At 74.3% G+C, this 16,636-nt stretch carries 15 protein-coding genes and 3 tRNA genes; 5 read left to right on the top strand and 13 right to left on the bottom strand.

The genetic code is table 11. The features are described 5' to 3' along the window. Positions 1-14: 14 nt before the first annotated feature. Positions 15-2,123, top strand: coding sequence for an RNA degradosome polyphosphate kinase (locus tag ACI79O_RS15785; RefSeq protein WP_456890528.1), 2,109 nt, complete (start codon positions 15-17; stop codon positions 2,121-2,123). After that, entirely contained in the window at positions 2,113-3,048 is a 936-nt protein-coding gene (locus ACI79O_RS15790) for an NUDIX hydrolase (protein ID WP_456914617.1), read from the top strand. Before ACI79O_RS15785 ends, ACI79O_RS15790 begins: the two co-directional genes overlap by 11 nt. On the opposite strand, the gene leuD is transcribed toward ACI79O_RS15790, so the two are convergent. Further along, the gene (gene leuD / locus ACI79O_RS15795) at positions 3,045-3,641 is read right to left on the bottom strand and encodes a 3-isopropylmalate dehydratase small subunit (RefSeq protein WP_456914618.1); all 597 of its coding nucleotides are present in this window, start codon (positions 3,639-3,641) and stop codon (positions 3,045-3,047) included. The genes ACI79O_RS15790 and leuD overlap by 4 nt on opposite strands. Before the next feature lies 1 nt (position 3,642). After that, positions 3,643-5,070: a 3-isopropylmalate dehydratase large subunit gene (gene leuC, locus ACI79O_RS15800; protein WP_456890525.1), complete on the bottom strand. Its 1,428-nt coding sequence runs from the start codon at positions 5,068-5,070 to the stop codon at positions 3,643-3,645. Between the two features lie 102 nt (positions 5,071-5,172). On the opposite strand from leuC, the gene ACI79O_RS15805 reads away from it, so the two are divergent. Together ACI79O_RS15805 and ACI79O_RS15810 are read left to right on the top strand one after the other, a co-directional pair. Then, positions 5,173-5,835, top strand: coding sequence for an IclR family transcriptional regulator (locus ACI79O_RS15805; protein ID WP_456914619.1), 663 nt, complete (start codon positions 5,173-5,175; stop codon positions 5,833-5,835). Between the two features lie 42 nt (positions 5,836-5,877). After that, complete coding sequence (locus ACI79O_RS15810) at positions 5,878-6,987, top strand: sulfite oxidase (RefSeq protein ID WP_456914620.1); 1,110 nt, start codon at positions 5,878-5,880, stop codon at positions 6,985-6,987. Here the strand turns inward: ACI79O_RS15810 and ACI79O_RS15815 are convergent. Continuing rightward, positions 6,968-7,774 carry a helix-turn-helix transcriptional regulator gene (locus ACI79O_RS15815; RefSeq protein ID WP_456914621.1) on the bottom strand — a complete coding sequence of 269 codons (807 nt, stop codon included), beginning with the start codon at positions 7,772-7,774 and terminating at the stop codon, positions 6,968-6,970. The two genes, ACI79O_RS15810 and ACI79O_RS15815, sit on opposite strands and share 20 nt — an antisense overlap. A 177-nt stretch (positions 7,775-7,951) precedes the next feature. On the opposite strand from ACI79O_RS15815, the gene ACI79O_RS15820 reads away from it, so the two are divergent. After that, positions 7,952-8,176 (top strand): hypothetical protein, encoded by a 225-nt coding sequence (locus ACI79O_RS15820; RefSeq protein ID WP_456890521.1) that lies wholly within the window; start codon positions 7,952-7,954, stop codon positions 8,174-8,176. Positions 8,177-8,189: 13 nt separating this feature from the next. On the opposite strand, the gene ACI79O_RS15825 is transcribed toward ACI79O_RS15820, so the two are convergent. The 10 genes from ACI79O_RS15825 to ACI79O_RS15870 form a co-directional block, all read right to left on the bottom strand. After that, on the bottom strand, positions 8,190-8,504 hold the full coding sequence (locus ACI79O_RS15825; protein ID WP_456914622.1) for a hypothetical protein: 315 nt from the start codon (positions 8,502-8,504) through the stop codon (positions 8,190-8,192). Positions 8,505-8,520: 16 nt separating this feature from the next. Then, on the bottom strand, positions 8,521-10,203 hold the full coding sequence (locus ACI79O_RS15830; protein WP_456890519.1) for a sodium:solute symporter family protein: 1,683 nt from the start codon (positions 10,201-10,203) through the stop codon (positions 8,521-8,523). Between the two features lie 22 nt (positions 10,204-10,225). Next, the gene (galK, locus tag ACI79O_RS15835; RefSeq protein ID WP_456890518.1) at positions 10,226-11,389 is read right to left on the bottom strand and encodes a galactokinase; all 1,164 of its coding nucleotides are present in this window, start codon (positions 11,387-11,389) and stop codon (positions 10,226-10,228) included. Next, positions 11,386-12,492, bottom strand: coding sequence for a galactose-1-phosphate uridylyltransferase (gene galT / locus ACI79O_RS15840; RefSeq protein ID WP_456914623.1), 1,107 nt, complete (start codon positions 12,490-12,492; stop codon positions 11,386-11,388). The genes galK and galT overlap by 4 nt, the downstream gene beginning before the upstream one ends. A gap of 132 nt (positions 12,493-12,624) precedes the next feature. Then, positions 12,625-12,697: transfer RNA gene (locus tag ACI79O_RS15845), tRNA-Glu, on the bottom strand. 100 nt (positions 12,698-12,797) lie between these two features. Then, positions 12,798-12,870: transfer RNA gene (locus ACI79O_RS15850), tRNA-Glu, on the bottom strand. Between the two features lie 50 nt (positions 12,871-12,920). Then, positions 12,921-12,992, bottom strand: a tRNA-Gln gene (locus ACI79O_RS15855). Between the two features lie 62 nt (positions 12,993-13,054). Beyond that, positions 13,055-14,308: a CPBP family intramembrane glutamic endopeptidase gene (locus ACI79O_RS15860; RefSeq protein ID WP_456890516.1), complete on the bottom strand. Its 1,254-nt coding sequence runs from the start codon at positions 14,306-14,308 to the stop codon at positions 13,055-13,057. After that, on the bottom strand, positions 14,305-15,774 hold the full coding sequence (gene gltX / locus ACI79O_RS15865; RefSeq protein ID WP_456890515.1) for a glutamate--tRNA ligase: 1,470 nt from the start codon (positions 15,772-15,774) through the stop codon (positions 14,305-14,307). The genes ACI79O_RS15860 and gltX overlap by 4 nt, the downstream gene beginning before the upstream one ends. Then, on the bottom strand, positions 15,771-16,583 hold the full coding sequence (locus ACI79O_RS15870; RefSeq protein WP_456890514.1) for a fumarylacetoacetate hydrolase family protein: 813 nt from the start codon (positions 16,581-16,583) through the stop codon (positions 15,771-15,773). Before ACI79O_RS15870 ends, gltX begins: the two co-directional genes overlap by 4 nt. Between the last annotated feature and the right edge of the window lie 53 nt (positions 16,584-16,636).

The raw sequence follows: 16,636 nt of genomic DNA on the forward strand, positions 1-16,636 counted from the left end.
GGCACGATGACGTCGTGGTAGCCGAGACGACCTCCCCGATCGCCGGGCCCGAGCGCCCCGCCGCGCCGGAGGCCGGCGCGGCCCTGCCGCCCGACCGCTTCCTCAACCGCGAGCTGTCGTGGCTGGACTTCAACGCCCGGGTGCTCGAGCTGGCGGAGGACGTGTCGCTGCCGTTGCTCGAGCGGGTCAAGTTCCTGGCGATCTTCGCGGGCAACCTCGACGAGTTCTACATGGTGCGCATCGCCGGGCTGAAGCGGCGGCTGAGCACCGGGCTGACCGTCCGCTCCCCCGACGGGCTGACCATCCGCGAGCAGCTGGCCCGGGTCACCGAGCGCACCCAGGAGCTGGTGCACCGGCACGCGGTGTGCTTCGAGCAGGACGTCACGCCGCGGCTGGAGGCCGAGGGCATCCGGATCGTCCACTGGGACGACCTCGCCGAGACCGAGACCCGGCGGCTGCGCGAGTACTTCCGCGACCAGGTGTTCCCGGTGCTCACCCCGCTGGCGGTCGACCCGGCCCACCCGTTCCCCTACATCAGCGGCCTGTCGCTCAACCTTGCCGTCGTGGTGCGCGACCCCGAGACCGGCGCGCCGCGGTTCGCCCGGCTCAAGGTGCCCAACAACGTGCCGCGGTTCGTGCCGGTGGGGTCGGCGGACCCGCAGGCGACGTTCCTGCCGCTCGAGGACCTCATCGCCGCGCACCTGTCGCAGCTGTTCCCGGGTCTCGACGTCATCGACCACCACCTGTTCCGGGTCACCCGCAACGCCGACCTCGAGGTCGAGGAGGACCGCGACGAGGACCTCCTGCAGGCCCTCGAGCGCGAGCTCGCCCGCCGCCGGTTCGGGCCCGCGGTCCGGCTCGAGGTCACCGAGACGATGGACCCGCAGATCCTCGACGTCCTCGTCTCCGAGCTCGAGGTCAGCCCGCAGGACGTCGTCACCGTGCCCGGACTGCTCGACCTGGCCTCGCTGTGGGCGCTGTACGACATCGACCGTCCGGAGCTCAAGGACGAGCCGTTCGTGCCGGCCACCCACCCGCGGCTGTCGGAGGGCGAGACGCCCAAGAGCGTGTTCGCCACGCTGCGGGAGGGCGACGTCCTGGTGCACCACCCGTACCACTCGTTCGCCACCAGCGTGCAGCGCTTCATCGAGCAGGCCGCCGAGGACCCGCACGTGCTGGCGATCAAGCAGACGCTCTACCGCACCTCCGGCGACTCCCCCATCGTCAACGCGCTGATCACCGCCGCGGAGCTCGGCAAGCAGGTGGTCGTCCTCGTCGAGATCAAGGCGCGGTTCGACGAGGAGGCCAACATCAGCTGGGCCCGGTCGCTGGAGCGGGCCGGCTGCCACGTCGTCTACGGCCTGGTGGGCCTGAAGACGCACTGCAAGACGGCGCTGGTCGTGCGGCGGGAGAGCGGCGTGATCCGCCGCTACTGCCACATCGGCACCGGGAACTACAACCCCAAGACGGCGCGGCTGTACGAGGACCTGGGCATCCTCACCGCCGACCCGCGGGTGGGCGCCGACCTCACCGACCTGTTCAACGTGCTCACCGGGTACTCCCGCCAGACCGCCTACCGGCAGCTGATGGTGGCCCCGCACGGCATCCGCACGGGGCTGGTCGAGAAGATCCGCCGCGAGGCCCGGCACGCGGCCCAGGGCCGGCCGGCCGGCATCCGGATCAAGGTCAACTCGCTGGTCGACGAGCGGATCATCGACGCGCTCTACGAGGCCTCGCGCGCCGGCGTGCCGGTGGAGCTGTTCATCCGCGGCATCTGCACCCTGCGCCCCGGCGTGCCCGGGCTGTCGGAGAACGTGCGGGTCCGCTCGGTCGTCGGCCGCTTCCTGGAGCACTCGCGGGTCATGGCGTTCGTCAACGGCGGCGAGCCGGAGTGGTGGATCGGCAGCGCCGACCTCATGCACCGCAACCTCGACCGGCGGGTGGAGGTGCTGCTGCGGGTGTGCGACGACCCCGCGCAGCGCGAGCTCGGGCGGGTGTTCGACGCCGCCATGGCACCGGGCGTGCAGTGCTGGGAGCTGGGTCCCGACGGCGCCTGGGCCCGCACCGGCGAGGTCGACTACCAGGCCGCACTGGTCAAGGCGGTGACCGAGCATGCCGGCTGAGCGGACGCGGACCGTCGTCGCGGCGGCCGGGGGCGCGGTGTGGCGCCCGGCCGAGGGCGGGGGCATCGAGACCGTCGTCGTCCACCGCCCGCGCTACGACGACTGGTCGCTGCCCAAGGGCAAGCTCGACGCCGGGGAGAACGCGCTGGCCGCCGCGGTCCGCGAGGTGTGCGAGGAGACCGCGCTGGAGGTGGTGGCCGGCCGGCGCAGCGTGCGCACCCACTACGAGGTGGCCGCGGGCCCCAAGCACGTCGACTACTGGCTGATGCAGGCGGTGGGCGGCAAGACGTTCGAGCCCGGCGACGAGGTCGACGAGCTGCGCTGGCTGCCGGTGGACGACGCCGCGGCGCTGGTCACCCACGCCCACGACCGTGCGGTGCTCATCGACCTCGCCCGCGACGACGTCCCGCGGGCGCCGTCGCTGCTGCTGGTGCGGCACGCCAAGGCCGGCAGCCGCAAGAACTGGGACGGGCCCGACGAGGAGCGCCCGCTCGACGCCCAGGGCCGGCGGCAGGCCGCGCAGCTGGCCGCGGTGCTGCCGCTGTTCGGCCCGCTGGAGCTGTACAGCGCCGAGCGGGTGCGCTGCCGGCAGACACTCGAACCGCTCGCCGAGCGGACCGGGCTGGAGATCCGGCCGCTGCCCGAGGTCGGCGAGGAGGAGTACGGCGCCGACCCGGAGGCGGGGCTGACCGCGCTCTCCCGGCTGCTGGAGCGCGGGGACGACGACACCCCGGGCGTGCGGGTGGTGTGCAGCCAAGGCGGGGCGATCCCGTCGGCGCTGCTGTCCCTGGGCGTGCGCTTCGGGGGCACCGAGGTGCCCCCGCCCGCGGCCAAGGGCAGCGTCTGGGCGCTCGGGGGGCCATCCGGGCAGGTGTCGGCCGACTACTACCGCGACCTCGGCACCGACCCCGACGCCCCCGCCTAGGCGGGCAGCGTCCGGGGCAGCCAGGACGGGCGGCGGGCCTCGTAGGCCTCGACGTCGGCCAGGTGCCGCTCGGTGAGCCCGACGTCGTCGAGCCCCTCGAGCAGCCGCCAGCGGGTGTAGTCGTCGATCTCGAACGGCACCGACGTGTCGCCGTAGGTGACCCGGCGGGCCTCGAGGTCGACCGTGACCGGGGTCGCCGGGTCCGTCTCGACCGCCTGCCACAGCGCCTCGACGTCGGCCTGCGGGAGGACGACGGTGAGCAGGCCGGACTTGGTCGAGTTGTTCTTGAAGATGTCGGCGAACCGCGAGCTGACCACCACCCGGAAGCCGCCGTCGAGCAGGGCCCACACCGCGTGCTCGCGGGAGGAGCCGGTGCCGAAGTCGGGGCCGGCGACCAGGATCGAGGCCTCGGCGTACTGCGGCTGGTTGAGCACGAAGTCCGGCTCGTTGGTGCGCCAGGCGACGAACAGGCCGTCCTCGAAGCCGGTGCGGGTGATCCGCTTGAGGTACTCGGCCGGGATGATCTGGTCGGTGTCGACGGCGCTGCGCCGCAGCGGGGCCGCGGTGCCGGTGTGCGTGGTGAACGGCTGCATCTCAGACTCCGGCGCTGGTGAGGTCGGCGGGCTGCAGGTCGGCCGGGGCGGTGAGCCGCCCGGTGAGCGCGGTGGCCGCGGCCACCGACGGGGACACCAGGTGGGTGCGCCCGCCCTTGCCCTGCCGGCCCTGGAAGTTGCGGTTGCTGGTCGAGGCCGAGCGCTCCCCCGGCTTCAGCTGGTCGGGGTTCATGCCCAGGCACATCGAGCACCCCGCGCCGCGCCACTCGGCCCCGGCCTCGGTGAACACCCGGTCCAGGCCCTCGGCCTCGGCCTGCGCCTTGACCCCGATCGACCCGGGGACGACGAGCATCCGGGTGTCCGGGTCGATGCGCCGGCCGCGCAGCAGCTCGGCGGCGACCCGCAGGTCCTCGATGCGGCCGTTGGTGCACGAGCCGAGGAAGACGGTGTCCACCTCGATCTCCCGCAGCGGGGTGCCCGGGGTCAGGCCCATGTAGGCCAGCGCCTGCTCGGCGGCGCGCCGCTCGTTGTCGTCGGCGAACGAGGCCGGGTCGGGCACCTGGCCGGTGATCGGCAGGCCCTGGCCGGGGTTGGTGCCCCAGGTGACGAACGGCGCCAGGTCCGCGGCGTCGATGACGACCTCGGTGTCGAAGACGGCGCCCTCGTCGGTGTGCAGCGAGCGCCAGTGCTCGACGGCGGCGTCCCAGTCGGCGCCCTGCGGGGCGTGCGGACGGCCCCGCAGGTAGGCCAGCGTCGTCTCGTCGGGGGCGATGAGCCCGGCGCGGGCACCGGCCTCGATCGACATGTTGCAGATCGTCATCCGCGCCTCCATCGACAGCGCCCGGATGGCGCTGCCGCGGTACTCGATGACGTGGCCGGCGGCGCCGTTGGTCCCGATCCGGGCGATGACGGCGAGGATCACGTCCTTCGCCGAGACGCCCTCGGGCAGCTCGCCCTCGACAGTGACCGCCATCTGCCGGGGCCGGTTCTGCGGCAGCGTCTGGGTGGCCAGCACGTGCTCGACCTCGCTGGTGCCGATGCCGAAGGCCAGCGCGCCAAAGGCACCGTGGGTGGAGGTGTGGCTGTCGCCGCAGACGATGGTCATCCCCGGCTGGGTGAGCCCCAGCTGCGGGCCGATGACGTGCACGATGCCCTGGTCGCGGTCGCCCATCGGGGCCAGCCGGATGCCGAACTCCGCGGCGTTGGCCCGCAGCGCCTCGACCTGCGCGCGGCTCACCGGGTCGGCGATCGGCGCGAGCACGTCCAGCGTCGGGACGTTGTGGTCCTCGGTGGCCATGGTGAGCTCGGGACGGCGGACGGGGCGGCCGGCCGCGCGCAGCCCGTCGAAGGCCTGCGGGCTGGTGACCTCGTGCACCAGGTGCAGGTCGATGTAGAGCAGGTCGGGCTCGCCCTCGGCACGGCGTACGACGTGCGCGTCGTAGACCTTCTCCGCCAGCGTCTTCGGCACGGGTCCTCCAGGTGGGTGGTCCCACGGTGGCCATCCCACTTCGTGAGATGGGAGTATCGCGGTGTGGGACAGCCTAACCCGGTGGCCGTGTTGGACAAAGCCGTGGCGATCCTCCGCGCCGTCGCGCACGAGCCGGCCTCGCTCGCCGACCTCGTCGGCCGGACCGGGCTGCCGCGGGCGACGACCCACCGCCTCGCCGTCGCGCTGGAGGGCCACCGGCTGCTGCGGCGGACACCGGCGGGCGCCTGGGCGCCGGGCCCGGCGCTGGTCGAGCTCAGCCACGGCAGCGTCGACCTCGCCCAGGTGGCCGGTCGGCACCTGGTGGCGCTGCGCGACGCCAGCGGCGAGAGCGCCCAGTTCTACGTGCGCGAGGGCGGCTCGCGGGTGTGCGTGGCCGTGGCCGAGCGGGCGCACGGCCTGCGCGACACCGTCCCGGTCGGCGCACGGCTGCCCATGACGGCGGGGTCGGCGGCGCACGCGCTGCTGGCCTTCGCGCCGGCCGAGGAGGTCACCCCGCTGCTGCCGAACGCCAGCTTCACCGCCCGCACGCTGCTCGACGTCCGGCGTCGCGGGTGGGCGCACAGCGTCGCCGAGCGCGAGGCCGGGGTGGCCTCGCTGTCGGCGCCGGTGCGGGACCCGGCCGGCGCGGTGCTGGGCGCGGTGTCGATCTCCGGCCCGGTCGAGCGGCTGGGCCGCCGGCCCAGCCCCGAGGTGGTCGGCGCGGTGCTGGAGACGGCGGCGGCGATCGCCCGCGCCGCCTCCTGAGGGGGTTCACCGACGGCCCGATGGGGCGGACACTCCCCGGGCATGACGACGACGGAGCCGGTCCACCGCGGCCGCGCCCGCATCGCCGGGACCGGGGAGGGCATCGGCCTCGACGAGCTGGCGCTGGCCACCCGCAACCACGGCATGCCGCTGGAGGCGCTGCACTACGACGTGACGCCGCCCGGCCTGCACTACGTGCTCACCCACTACGACATCCCCGCCGTCGACCCGGGGAGCTGGTCGCTCGAGGTCACCGGCGCGGTCGAGCGGCCGCTGCGGCTCGACCTCGGCGACCTGCGCCGCCGCCCGGCGATCACCGCGCGGGTGCTGCTCGAGTGCGCGGGCAACGGCCGGGCCCGGCTGGAGCCGCGGCCGGTGAGCCAGCCCTGGCTGCTCGAGGCGGTCGGCAGCGCCGAGTGGACCGGGACGCCCCTCGCGCCGCTGCTCGAGGAAGCCGGCGTCGCGCCCGGCGCGGTCGACGTCGCCTTCACCGGCGCCGACCACGGCGTCGAGCGCGGGGTGGAGCAGGACTACACCCGCGGCCTGCCGCTGGCCGAGGCGCTGCGCCCCGACGTCCTGCTGGTGTGGGCGATGAACGGCGCTCCCCTGCCGCCGCAGCACGGCGCTCCGCTGCGGCTGCTGGTCCCCGGCTGGTACGGCATGGCGCACGTGAAGTGGCTGACCCGCGTCGAGGTCCTCGACCGCCCGTTCGACGGCTTCCAGAACGCCGTCGCCTACCGGCTGGAGGTGGACGCGCAGGAGGCCGGGGTCCCGGTCACCCGGATCGCGCCGCGGGCGCTGCTGGCCCCGCCCGGCTTCCCGGACTTCATGACCCGGGAGCGGTTCCTGCGCCCCGGTCCGGTGACCCTCACCGGGCGGGCCTGGTCCGGGCGCGCGCCGGTGACCGGCGTGGAGGTCAGCACCGACGGGGGCGTGACGTGGGCGCCGGCCGACCTCGCCCCCGCCGACCCCGCGCACCCCCACGCCTGGCGGGCCTGGACCTGCACCTGGGACGCCCGCCCCGGCGCCCACGAGCTGGTGGTGCGGGCGGCCGACGAGCAGGGCGCCCAGCCGGTCGAGCAGCCCTGGAACCGCCAGGGCATGGCCAACAACCTCGTCCAGCGGGTGCCGGTCACCGTCCTGGACGGCTGACCCCGTCGAGCACGGGCCGCGGGGCGTGCGGGAGCGCTCGCGCGGCCGCCTCGGCGAGCGTGTGCGTCCCGCACTTCTCGCGGATGTGCTCGGCGTGCTTGCGCACCGTCCCGCGGGCGATCCAGAGCGCGGCGGCGATGTCGTCGGTGGACAGCCCGGCACCGGTCATGGCCAGCACCTCCCACTCCCGCCGCGTCAGCCGGGGCACTCCGGCCCGCCGCCGTTCGCCCAGCAGGAACAGCTCCTGGACGTGCGGGCGGGCGAGCTCGAGCAGCCGCCGGTCCCGCTCGGTGAACGGGGTCCCGTCGGCTCGCATGAACAACAGCCGGCGGGCCTCCCCCGGCGGCGCGGGCAGCGACACCATCAGCTCGGCGGTGACGTCGGCCAGGCACTCCGCACTCATCGGGTCGGCCCGCCGGGCGCGCTCGGTGGGGAACAGGTCGCCGCTGTGGATCACGCTGCGCAGGTCGCCGGTGCGCTGTGGCCAGCTGCACATCGAGGACCAGAACAGCTGCCAGAAGCGGTCGTGCTCGGGGTTGAGCTCCGGCGTGAGCTCGGGTCGCACGACGTGCCGGGTGCCGTCGGGTTCGAGCCCCTGGAGCAGCAGGCTCTGCCGGCGCCGGTGGTCGTGGACCTGGTAGCTGACGTCGACGTCGCCGGGGACGAGCCGCAGCAGCCCCTCGAACAGGACCCAGGGCAGCGCCGGGCCGGGATCGTCGCGCTCGGCGGCCTGCAGCACCCCGAGCAGGCGGTCGGCGTCCCCCTCACGCAGGTGGCCGGTGCCCATGGCCGCTCCCGACGTCGACCGGTGGCCGACGACGGTAGACCGGCGCGCCGCCCGGCGGGGATACGCCCGGCGGCGTATGTCCCTGCGCCGCCGCGGCGGTCACCGTCGTCGGCACCCGGGCGCCCGCCCGGGAACCCCAGCCCAGGGTCGGTCCGCCGCACCCGGAGAGGCCTCCCCATGACCACCGCCGTCCGCCGGCCCGCCGCCGCGTGGGCCGCCGCCCACCGCACCCTGCTCGTCCTGCTCGCGTTCGCCACCACCGTGGTCGTCACCGCCGCCGTCGTCGTCACCGTGCTGCTCACCGGCGACGACGCCGTCCCGCGGCCGGTCCCGCAGACACCCCCGGCCTCCGACGACCCCTGCGACCTGGGGGCCGCGCTGGTGCTCGGGCCGTTCTGCTGAGGCGCCGCCCCGCTCAGTGCCCGTGCGGGGCGGTCCGCCCGGTGCCGTCGTCCTCGGGGTCCTGCCGGTCCGGCGGGGCCTCGACGACGATCGGTCGCAGCCGCGACCACAGCGCGAACGCGGCGGCGAAGACCAGCATCGAGAGCCCTGCCCACAGGTTGGCGTTGACGTCGCCGGTCTTCTCCTGCTCGGTCCCCGAGTCGGCGAACAGGCCCATGACGACCAGCACGACGCCGTAGAAGCCGATCAGGACGGCGATCACGTTGCGGACGTCGAACGCGCCGGCCGCGTGCGGCGACCCGCCGGTGCGGGAGGTGCTGCTGCTCATGACCGTGCTCCTGACGTCAGCGGAAGATCACGTTGAGGATGATGACCATGACCAGCGCGATCCCGGCCAGCTTGGTCGGCGACTGGTACCAGGGCAGCCGGTGCGCGTCGGGGTCGGTGCGCTGCTCCTTGGGCGTCTCGGAGTAGACCAGCCCGGCCAGCTGGGCCACCGGCTTGGGCGCGGTCACCTGGCTGACCACCACGCTCACGAGGATGTCGACGACGAACGCGGCGCTGGCGGCGACGAAGCTGGCGCCCTGGCCGCTGAGCGGGAGCACGCCGAGGGACACCGTGCCGAACGCGTCCTCGCTGAGGAAGGCGACGGCGACCGCGGCGAACGTGCCCGACACCAGGCCCGCCCAGCCGGCGGTCGGCGTCATCCGCTTCCAGAACATGCCGAGGATGAACGTGGCGAACAGCGGGGCGTTGAAGAAGCCGAACAGCGTCTGCAGGTAGTCCATCAGGTTCGTGTAGCCCGACGCGATGATCGCCGTCCCGATGGCGGCCACGGTGGCGCCGACGGTGGCCCACCGGCCGATGGCGAGGTAGTAGCCGTCGGGCCGGTCCTTCACCACGTACTGCTGCCACAGGTCGTAGCTGAAGACGGTGTTGAAGGCGGAGATGTTGGCCGCCATGCCGGCCATGAACGCCGCCAGGAGCCCGGCCAGGGCCACGCCGAGCAGACCGTTGGGCAGGGTGTCGCGGATGAGCAGCAGGATCGAGTTGTTGTAGTCGAACTCCGGGTCGGCGGTGGCCCGGGCCTCGACCACCTCCGGCACCAGGATCGTGGCGATCATGCCGGGGATGACCACGATGAACGGCACGAACATCTTCGGGAAGGACCCGATGACCGGCGTGCTGCGCGCCGCGGACATCGACTTGGTCGCCATCGCCCGCTGGACCTCGACGAAGTTCGTCGTCCAGTAGCCGAACGACAGCACGAACCCGAGGCCGAAGACGATGCCGATCACCGACAGGACGGGGCTCTCGATGCCCGACAGGTCCGTGGCCGGCCACGAGGTGAGCTCCTCGGCGCGGCCCGCGTCGTTGTAGGAGTCGATCAGCCCGTCGACGCCGCCGACGCGGCTCAGGCCGATGAGGGTCAGCGGCAGCAGCGCGGCGACGATGACGAAGAACTGCAGGACCTCGTTGTAGATGGCCGCCGACAGCCCGCCGAGGGTGATGTAGCTGAGCACCACCGCGGCCGCGACGATGAGCGCGAGCCACAACGGCCAGCCCAGCAGCGCCTCCACGATCGTGGCCAGCAGGAAGAGGTTGATGCCGGCGATGAGGATCTGCGCGATGGCGAAGCTCAGCGCGTTGACCAGGTGGGCACCGGTGCCGAACCGGCGGCGCATGAACTCCGGGACGCTGCGGACCTTCGACCCGTAGTAGAAGGGCATCATCACCACGCCCAGGAACAGCATGGCCGGGACCGCGCCGATCCAGAAGTAGTGCATGGTGCTCATGCCGTACTGGGCGCCGTTGGCCGACATGCCGACGATCTCGACCGCGCCCAGGTTGGCCGAGATGAACGCCAGGCCGGTGACCCACGCCGGCAGCGACCGGCCGGAGAGGAAGAAGTCCAGGCTGTCGGACACCCGCCTGCGGGCGGCGAAGCCGATCATCAGCACGACGGCGAAGTAGGCGGCCACCAGCAGGTAGTCGACGAACGACGCGTCCAGTCTCAGGTCGTCCACGAGGACCTCCAGTCCGGATCGGTCACAGCAGGCGCCGCGCCCCCGCGGAGGGGACCACGGCGTAGGAGCGGGGGGCGCCGGCGCGCTCGGCCACGGCCGTGCCGACGGCGTCCACGGACCCGGCGTCGACCAGCGCGACGGCGCTGCCGCCGAAGCCGCCGCCGACCATCCGGGCGCCGTGGGCGCCGGCGTCCAGGGCCACCTCGACGACCGTGTCGAGCTCGGGGACCGACACCTCGAAGTCGTCGCGCAGCGAGGCGTGCCCGGCGGTGAGCACCGGGCCGATGGCGCGCGGGTCGGCGCCGCCGCGCAGCAGGTCCACCACCTCGGCCACGCGTGCGTCCTCGGTGACGACGTGGCGGGCCCGGCGCAGCAGGACCGCCCCCTCCGCGGTGCCGTCGTCGAGCGCGGCCAGGCCGGCCACGTCGCGCACGTCGCACAGCAGCTCGACGCCCAGCCGCCGGGCGGCCTCCTCGCACTGCCGGCGGCGATCGCCGTAGCCGCTCTCGGCGTGGTCGTGGGTGGTGCCGGAGTCGACGACGAGCAGCGCGAGGCCGGCGGCCTCCAGGTCGAGCGGTACCTGCTGCCAGGTGCGGTCGCGGGTGTCGAGGTGCAGCGCGTGGCCGGCGGTGCACAGCACCGACGCCGACTGGTCGAGGATGCCGGTGGGCGCGCCGACGAAGTCGTTCTCGGCCCGCCGGGCGACGTCGACCAGGTCGTCGGGGCGCAGCCCCAGGCCGAACAGGTCGCTCACCGCCAGGGCGACCGCGCACTCGAGCGCGGCCGAGGAGGACAGCCCGGCACCGGCCGGCACGTCGCCGTCGACGAACAGGCTCAGCCCGCCCGGCACGGACGCCCGCACCTGCTCGACGACGCCGGCCGGGTAGCCGGCCCAACCGCCGGGGGTGCCCGGGGTGAGGTCGGCGACCGCCACGTCGGCGTCGGCGCCCGGGTGCTGGGCGGAGGCGAGCACCAGCCGGCCGTCGTCGCGGCGGGCGACCGCGGCGCGGGTGGTGTGCGGCAGGGCGACCGGCAGCACGTGCCCGCCGTTGTAGTCGGTGTGCTCCCCGATGACGTTGACCCGGCCGGGCGCGGCCCAGACGCCCTCGGGTGCGGTGCCGAAGCGGCCGGTGAAGGCGTCGGCGGCGCGGGCGGCGGCCTCGGCGTCGGTGGGGACCCCGCTCACTCGGCTGTCACCTTCACGGCGCGCAGCTGCTCGGCGACGTCCTCGGGGTTGGTGTCGGTGATGAAGGCGCCCATGCCCGACTCCGAACCCGCCAGGTACTTGAGCTTGCCCGGTGCGCGGCGCAGCGAGAACAGCTGCAGGTGCAGCCACCAGTCCTCCCGCCCGGTCCGCACCGGCGCCTGGTTCCACGCGGCGATGTAGGGCATCGGGGTGTCGAAGCGGTGCGCGAAGCGGCCCAGCACGTCGAGGTACAGGGCGGCGAGGTCGTCGCGCTCGGCGTCGTCGAGGGCGGGCAGGTCGGGCACCCGGCGGGTGGGGAACAGCAGCACCTCGTAGGGCCAGCGGGCCGCGGCGGGCACGAAGGCCACCCAGGAGTCGTTGGCCGCCACCACGCGGGGGCCGGTGCGCTCGGCCTCGACCAGCTCGGCGAACAGGTCGCCGCCGGTGGCCTCCCGGTGCCGGCGCACCGAGGCGAGCACCTTCTCCACCCGCGGCGTGACGAAGGGGTAGGCGTAGATCTGCCCGTGCGGGTGCGACAGCGTCACCCCGATCTCCTCGCCGGAGTTCTCGAAGCAGAACACCTGCTCGACGCCGTCGAGCGCGCCGAGCTCGGCGGTGCGCTCGGCCCACACGTCGACCACCAGCCGCGCCCGTTCCTGACCGAGGCCGGCGAAGTGCTGGTCGTGGTCGCTGGTGAACAGCACCACCTCGGTGCGGCCGAAGCCGGGGCGCAGCTCGGTCAGCGGGGCGCCGGGCGCGGTCGGCTCGACGTCGTTGTCGACGGCGGTGGCCAGCGACGGGAAGCGGTTCTCGAAGACGACGACCTGGTAGTCGCTGTCAGGGACCTCGGTGGGCCGCCCCGGCCGCGAGGGGTCCAGCGGGCACTGGTCGGCCGGCGGCAGGAACGTGCGGGTCTGCCGGTGGGCGGCGACCACCACCCACTCCCCGAGCAGCGCGTCCCAGCGCAGCTGCGAACGGGTGCTGATCGGCGGGAGGTCTCGTGTGTCCTCGGCGTCGTGGGCACCCTCGGCGGGGACGCTGCCGTCGGCGTCGTAGTAGAGGATCTCGCGACCGTCGGCCAGCCGGCGAGAGGTTCGGATCACCCTGCGACCTCCGTTCGCGGCCCGAGGAGGAGGGGCCCCGGGAACGCTATGCCCCCCGGCGATCATGGGCCACTCGGGGCCGGGAACGTCGAGAGCCCCCGGCCGGGTGGCCGGGGGCTCTCGCCCGCGCTGTAGCCCCGAAGGGATTCGAACCCTCGCTACCGCCGTGAGAGGGCGGCGTCCTGGACCGCTAGACGACGGGGCCGGACGACGGACAGTCTGCCACGGCCGGGACGCGCCGCCGCAGCCGGGTCGGAGACGGCGAGAGCCCCCGGCCGGGTGGCCGGGGGCTCTCGCTCGCGCTGTAGCCCCGAAGGGATTCGAACCCTCGCTACCGCCGTGAGAGGGCGGCGTCCTGGGCCGCTAGACGACGGGGCCGTGCGGTGGTGCTGTCGTGCAGGTGGTGCTGAGGAGGTGGTGCTTCCTCGCTGGGGTACCAGGACTCGAACCTAGACTAACGGAGCCAGAATCCGTCGGGCTGCCAATTACCCCATACCCCAAGGTCTTGGCCGGCACCTCGCGGCGCCGGAGAAGACGATACCCGACCTCCCGGACGCACGTGTCACCACCCCCGGACCCGCGGGTCGCCGGCCGGCACGCGCAGGTCCCGGGCGTCGGTGAGCACCTCCGGGCGCAGCCGCGTGCGCGAGCGCGCCACCGCCGTCACGTAGGCACCCATCGCCAGCAGCGTGAGCAGCAGCGACACGAGGCCGACGCCGGCCGGGACCTCCTCGGTGGCGACGCCGTCGCCCAGCGTCCCGGCCAGCAGGAACACCAGCACGTTGTTGACCGCGTGCAGGACGATCGCCGCCTCCAGGCCGCCGGTCAGCCACACCACGGCCGACGCGGCCAGGCCGAAGACGAACCGGTCGAGGAAGGTGACGACGTCACCGGGCGCGTGCGCCAGCGAGAACAGCGCGGCGGTGACCACCGCGGCGGTGACCGCGCCGGTGCGCGGGTTGCCCATCCACCCGGCGATCGCCTGGCTGAGGTAGCCGCGGAACACGTACTCCTCGGCGGCCGACTGCAGCGGTGTGGTGAGCACCACCACCAGCAGCAGCCAGGCCAGGTCGTCGACCGGGCCGGTGACCTCGGTCTCGCCGAACGCGAAGCCCAGCCCCACCGACAGCGCGATCCCGATCCCGAGCGTGGCCAGCGCCAGCACGGTCATCGGCACGAACAGCCGCCAGCGCACCCGCGCCAGCACCGACGACGACCAGCCCGGCCGCATGCCGTGGGCGACCACCCACAGCAGCCAGACGATGGGGATCGCGACGATGAGCGAGAGGTTGGTGATGAGCAGCACGCCCGGGTCGACGAGGTCGAGCAGCTGCAGGTCGGGCTCGACGCCGGTCAGCAGCACCAGCAGGACGACGACGAACGCCGCGACGGCGTAGGCCACGGTGAACAGCAGCAGCCCCAGCAGCGGCCGCCACCACGCCCAGTCCCGCGCGCGCATGACCAGCAGGTAGGGCACCGGCACGTCGTGCGGCGGGGTGCCCGGCGGCGGCGCCAGCGCGACCCCGGGCGGGAGCGCGCCCGGCGGCGCGGGCCACGGCGGACCGTGCGGCCCCGGCGGGGGCGGGGCGGGCCAGGCGTGGCCCGGCGGCAGCGGCACCGGCCCCAGCGGCCACGGCACCGGGCCGGCGGGCGCGCCGGGCCCCGGGGCCACCCAGGGCGGCACTCCCGCGCCGAGTGCCCCGGGCACCCGCGGCGGCGCCCCGTAGGGCCCGGTGGGCGGCGGGCCGGTGTAGGGCTCCTCGCCCGGGTCACCGGGCCACGGCCCCCCGGGGAACCCGCCGGGCGGGGTGCTCATCCGCCGGTGGCGGCCGCGCGGGCGCCCTCGAGGCGGCGCACCGTGCGGTCCCGGCCGAGCAGCTCGATCGACTCGTAGAGCGGCGGGGACACCGTGCGGCCGCTGACCGCCACCCGCACCGGCCCGAACGCCTGGCGCGGCTTGCGGCCCAGACCCTCGACCAGCGCCTCCTTGAGCGCCTGCTCGATCCCCGGCGTCGTCCACTCCGCCAGGTCGCGCAGCGCGGCGGCCGCGGCGTCGAGCACCTCGCCGTCCTCCGGGCGCAGGTTCTTCGCGGCCGCCGCGGGATCGATCTCGACGTCCTCGGTGAACAGGAAGCCCAGCAGGCCGACGGCGTCGGAGAGGACCACCGTGCGCTCCTGCGCCATCGGTGCGATGGCGCGCAGCACCCGGTCCTGCTCCGGCGTCGGCGGGTCGCTGACCAGGCCCGCACCGGCGAGGAAGGGCACCACGCGGGCGACGTAGTCCTCGATCGGCAGTGCGCGCACGTGAGTGGCGTTGATCGCCTCGGCCTTCTTCAGGTCGAAGCGCGCGGGGTTGGCGCTCACCCGGGTGACGTCGAAGGCCGCCACCATCTCCTGCGGGCTGAAGACGTCGCGGTCGTCGGCGATGGCCCAGCCCAGCAGCGCCAGGTAGTTGACCAGCCCCTCGGGCAGGAAGCCCCGCTCCCGGTAGACGTCGAAGTTCGACTGCGGATCGCGCTTGGACAGCTTCTTGTTGCCCTCGCCGAAGACGAGCGGCAGGTGCCCGAACCGGGGCGTCCCGGCGGCGACGCCGACGTCGGTGAGCGCCTGGTACAGCGCGATCTGCCGCGGTGTGGAGGGCAGCAGGTCCTCGCCGCGCAGCACGTCGGTGACGCCCATGAGGGCGTCGTCGACGGGGTTGGTGAACGGGTAGAGCGGCACGCCGTTGCCGCGGAGCAGCACGAAGTCGGGCACCGACCCGGCGGCGAAGCGCACCTCGCCGCGGACGAGGTCGGTCCAGGCGAGGTCGGTGTCGGGCATCCGCAGCCGCAGCACCGGCTCGCGGCCCTCGGCGCGGAAGGCCGCCTTCTGCGCGTCTGTGAGGAACCGGTCGGCGTTGTCGTAGCCGAGCTTGGGGTCCTGCCCGGCCGCCCGGCGCCGCGCGTCGACCTCCTCGTTGGTGGAGAAGGACTCGTAGGCGTGCCCGGCCTCGAGCAGCTTCGCGGCGACCTCGCGGTACACCTCGTGCCGCTCGGACTGCCGGTACGGGCCGTGCGGGCCGCCGACCTCGGGGCCCTCGTCCCAGTCCAGCCCGAGCCAGCGCATGCAGTCGAGCAGGTGCCGGTAGGACTCCTCGGAGTCGCGAGCGGCGTCGGTGTCCTCGATGCGGAAGACGAACGTGCCGCCGGTGTGCCGGGCGTGCGCCCAGTTGAACAGCGCCGTCCGCATGGCGCCGACGTGCACCAGGCCGGTCGGCGAGGGGCAGAAGCGGGTGACCGTCACCGGGCACCGCCCGCGGTGGAGACGGTGTCGGCGCCGCTGACGCCGTTGACCAGCGAGCCCAGCCCCTCGACCGCGCACTCGACCCGCTGGCCGGGCCGGATCGGGCCGACGCCGGCCGGGGTGCCGGTGAGGACGACGTCGCCGGGCAGCAGGGTCATGACCTGGGAGATGTAGGAGACCAGCGTCGGGACGTCGAAGAGAAGCTGGCTGGTGCGGCCGGCCTGGCGCTGCTCGCCGTCGACGGTGCAGGTGATCTCCAGGTCGGCCGGGTCCTTGCCCAGGCCGCGCAGGTCGGTCTCGATCCAGGGGCCCAGCGGGCAGAACGAGTCGAAGCCCTTGGCCCGGGTCCACTGCCCGTCGGCCTTCTGCATGTCCCGCTCGGTGACGTCGTTGCCGATCGTGTAGCCGAAGACGCTGCCGGGGACCTGCTCCGGGGTGAGGTTGCGGGCGCCGCTGCCGCCGATGACGACGGCGAGCTCGACCTCGTGGTGCACGTTGGTGCTGCCGGCCGGGATGCGGATGGCGTCGCCCGGGCCGATCACCGACGTCGAGGGCTTGAGGAACAGCAGCGGCCGCTCCGGGGCGTCCCCCGTGTTCATCTCCCGGACGTGCTCGGCGTAGTTCTTCCCGACGCAGACCACCTTGCTCGGCAGGATCGGGGAGAGCAGCCGGACGTCGGCCTGGGCGAAGCGCCGGCCGGTGAACGAGAGGGTGGCGAACGGGTGACCCTCGATCTGGGCGACCTGGCCGTCGCCGTCGAGGACGCCGAAGGACAGGCCCGAGGGCGAGGCGAAGCGGACGATGCGCACGCCGTCGAGGCTACTGATCCCGCGCCGACCGGCCGTCCCGCCTACGGTGCCCC

Source organism: Geodermatophilus sp. SYSU D00696 (genome assembly GCF_054050235.1).

Coding starts and splice junctions, on each gene's coding strand:
- ACI79O_RS15790 (WP_456914617.1), top strand. CDS start 2,113: ATGCCGGCTGAGCGGACGCGGACCGTCGTCGCGGCGGCCGGGGGCGCG.
- leuD (WP_456914618.1), bottom strand. CDS start 3,641: ATGCAGCCGTTCACCACGCACACCGGCACCGCGGCCCCGCTGCGGCGC.
- ACI79O_RS15810 (WP_456914620.1), top strand. CDS start 5,878: ATGACGACGACGGAGCCGGTCCACCGCGGCCGCGCCCGCATCGCCGGG.
- ACI79O_RS15815 (WP_456914621.1), bottom strand. CDS start 7,774: ATGGGCACCGGCCACCTGCGTGAGGGGGACGCCGACCGCCTGCTCGGG.
- ACI79O_RS15820 (WP_456890521.1), top strand. CDS start 7,952: ATGACCACCGCCGTCCGCCGGCCCGCCGCCGCGTGGGCCGCCGCCCAC.
- ACI79O_RS15825 (WP_456914622.1), bottom strand. CDS start 8,504: ATGAGCAGCAGCACCTCCCGCACCGGCGGGTCGCCGCACGCGGCCGGC.
- ACI79O_RS15860 (WP_456890516.1), bottom strand. CDS start 14,308: ATGAGCACCCCGCCCGGCGGGTTCCCCGGGGGGCCGTGGCCCGGTGAC.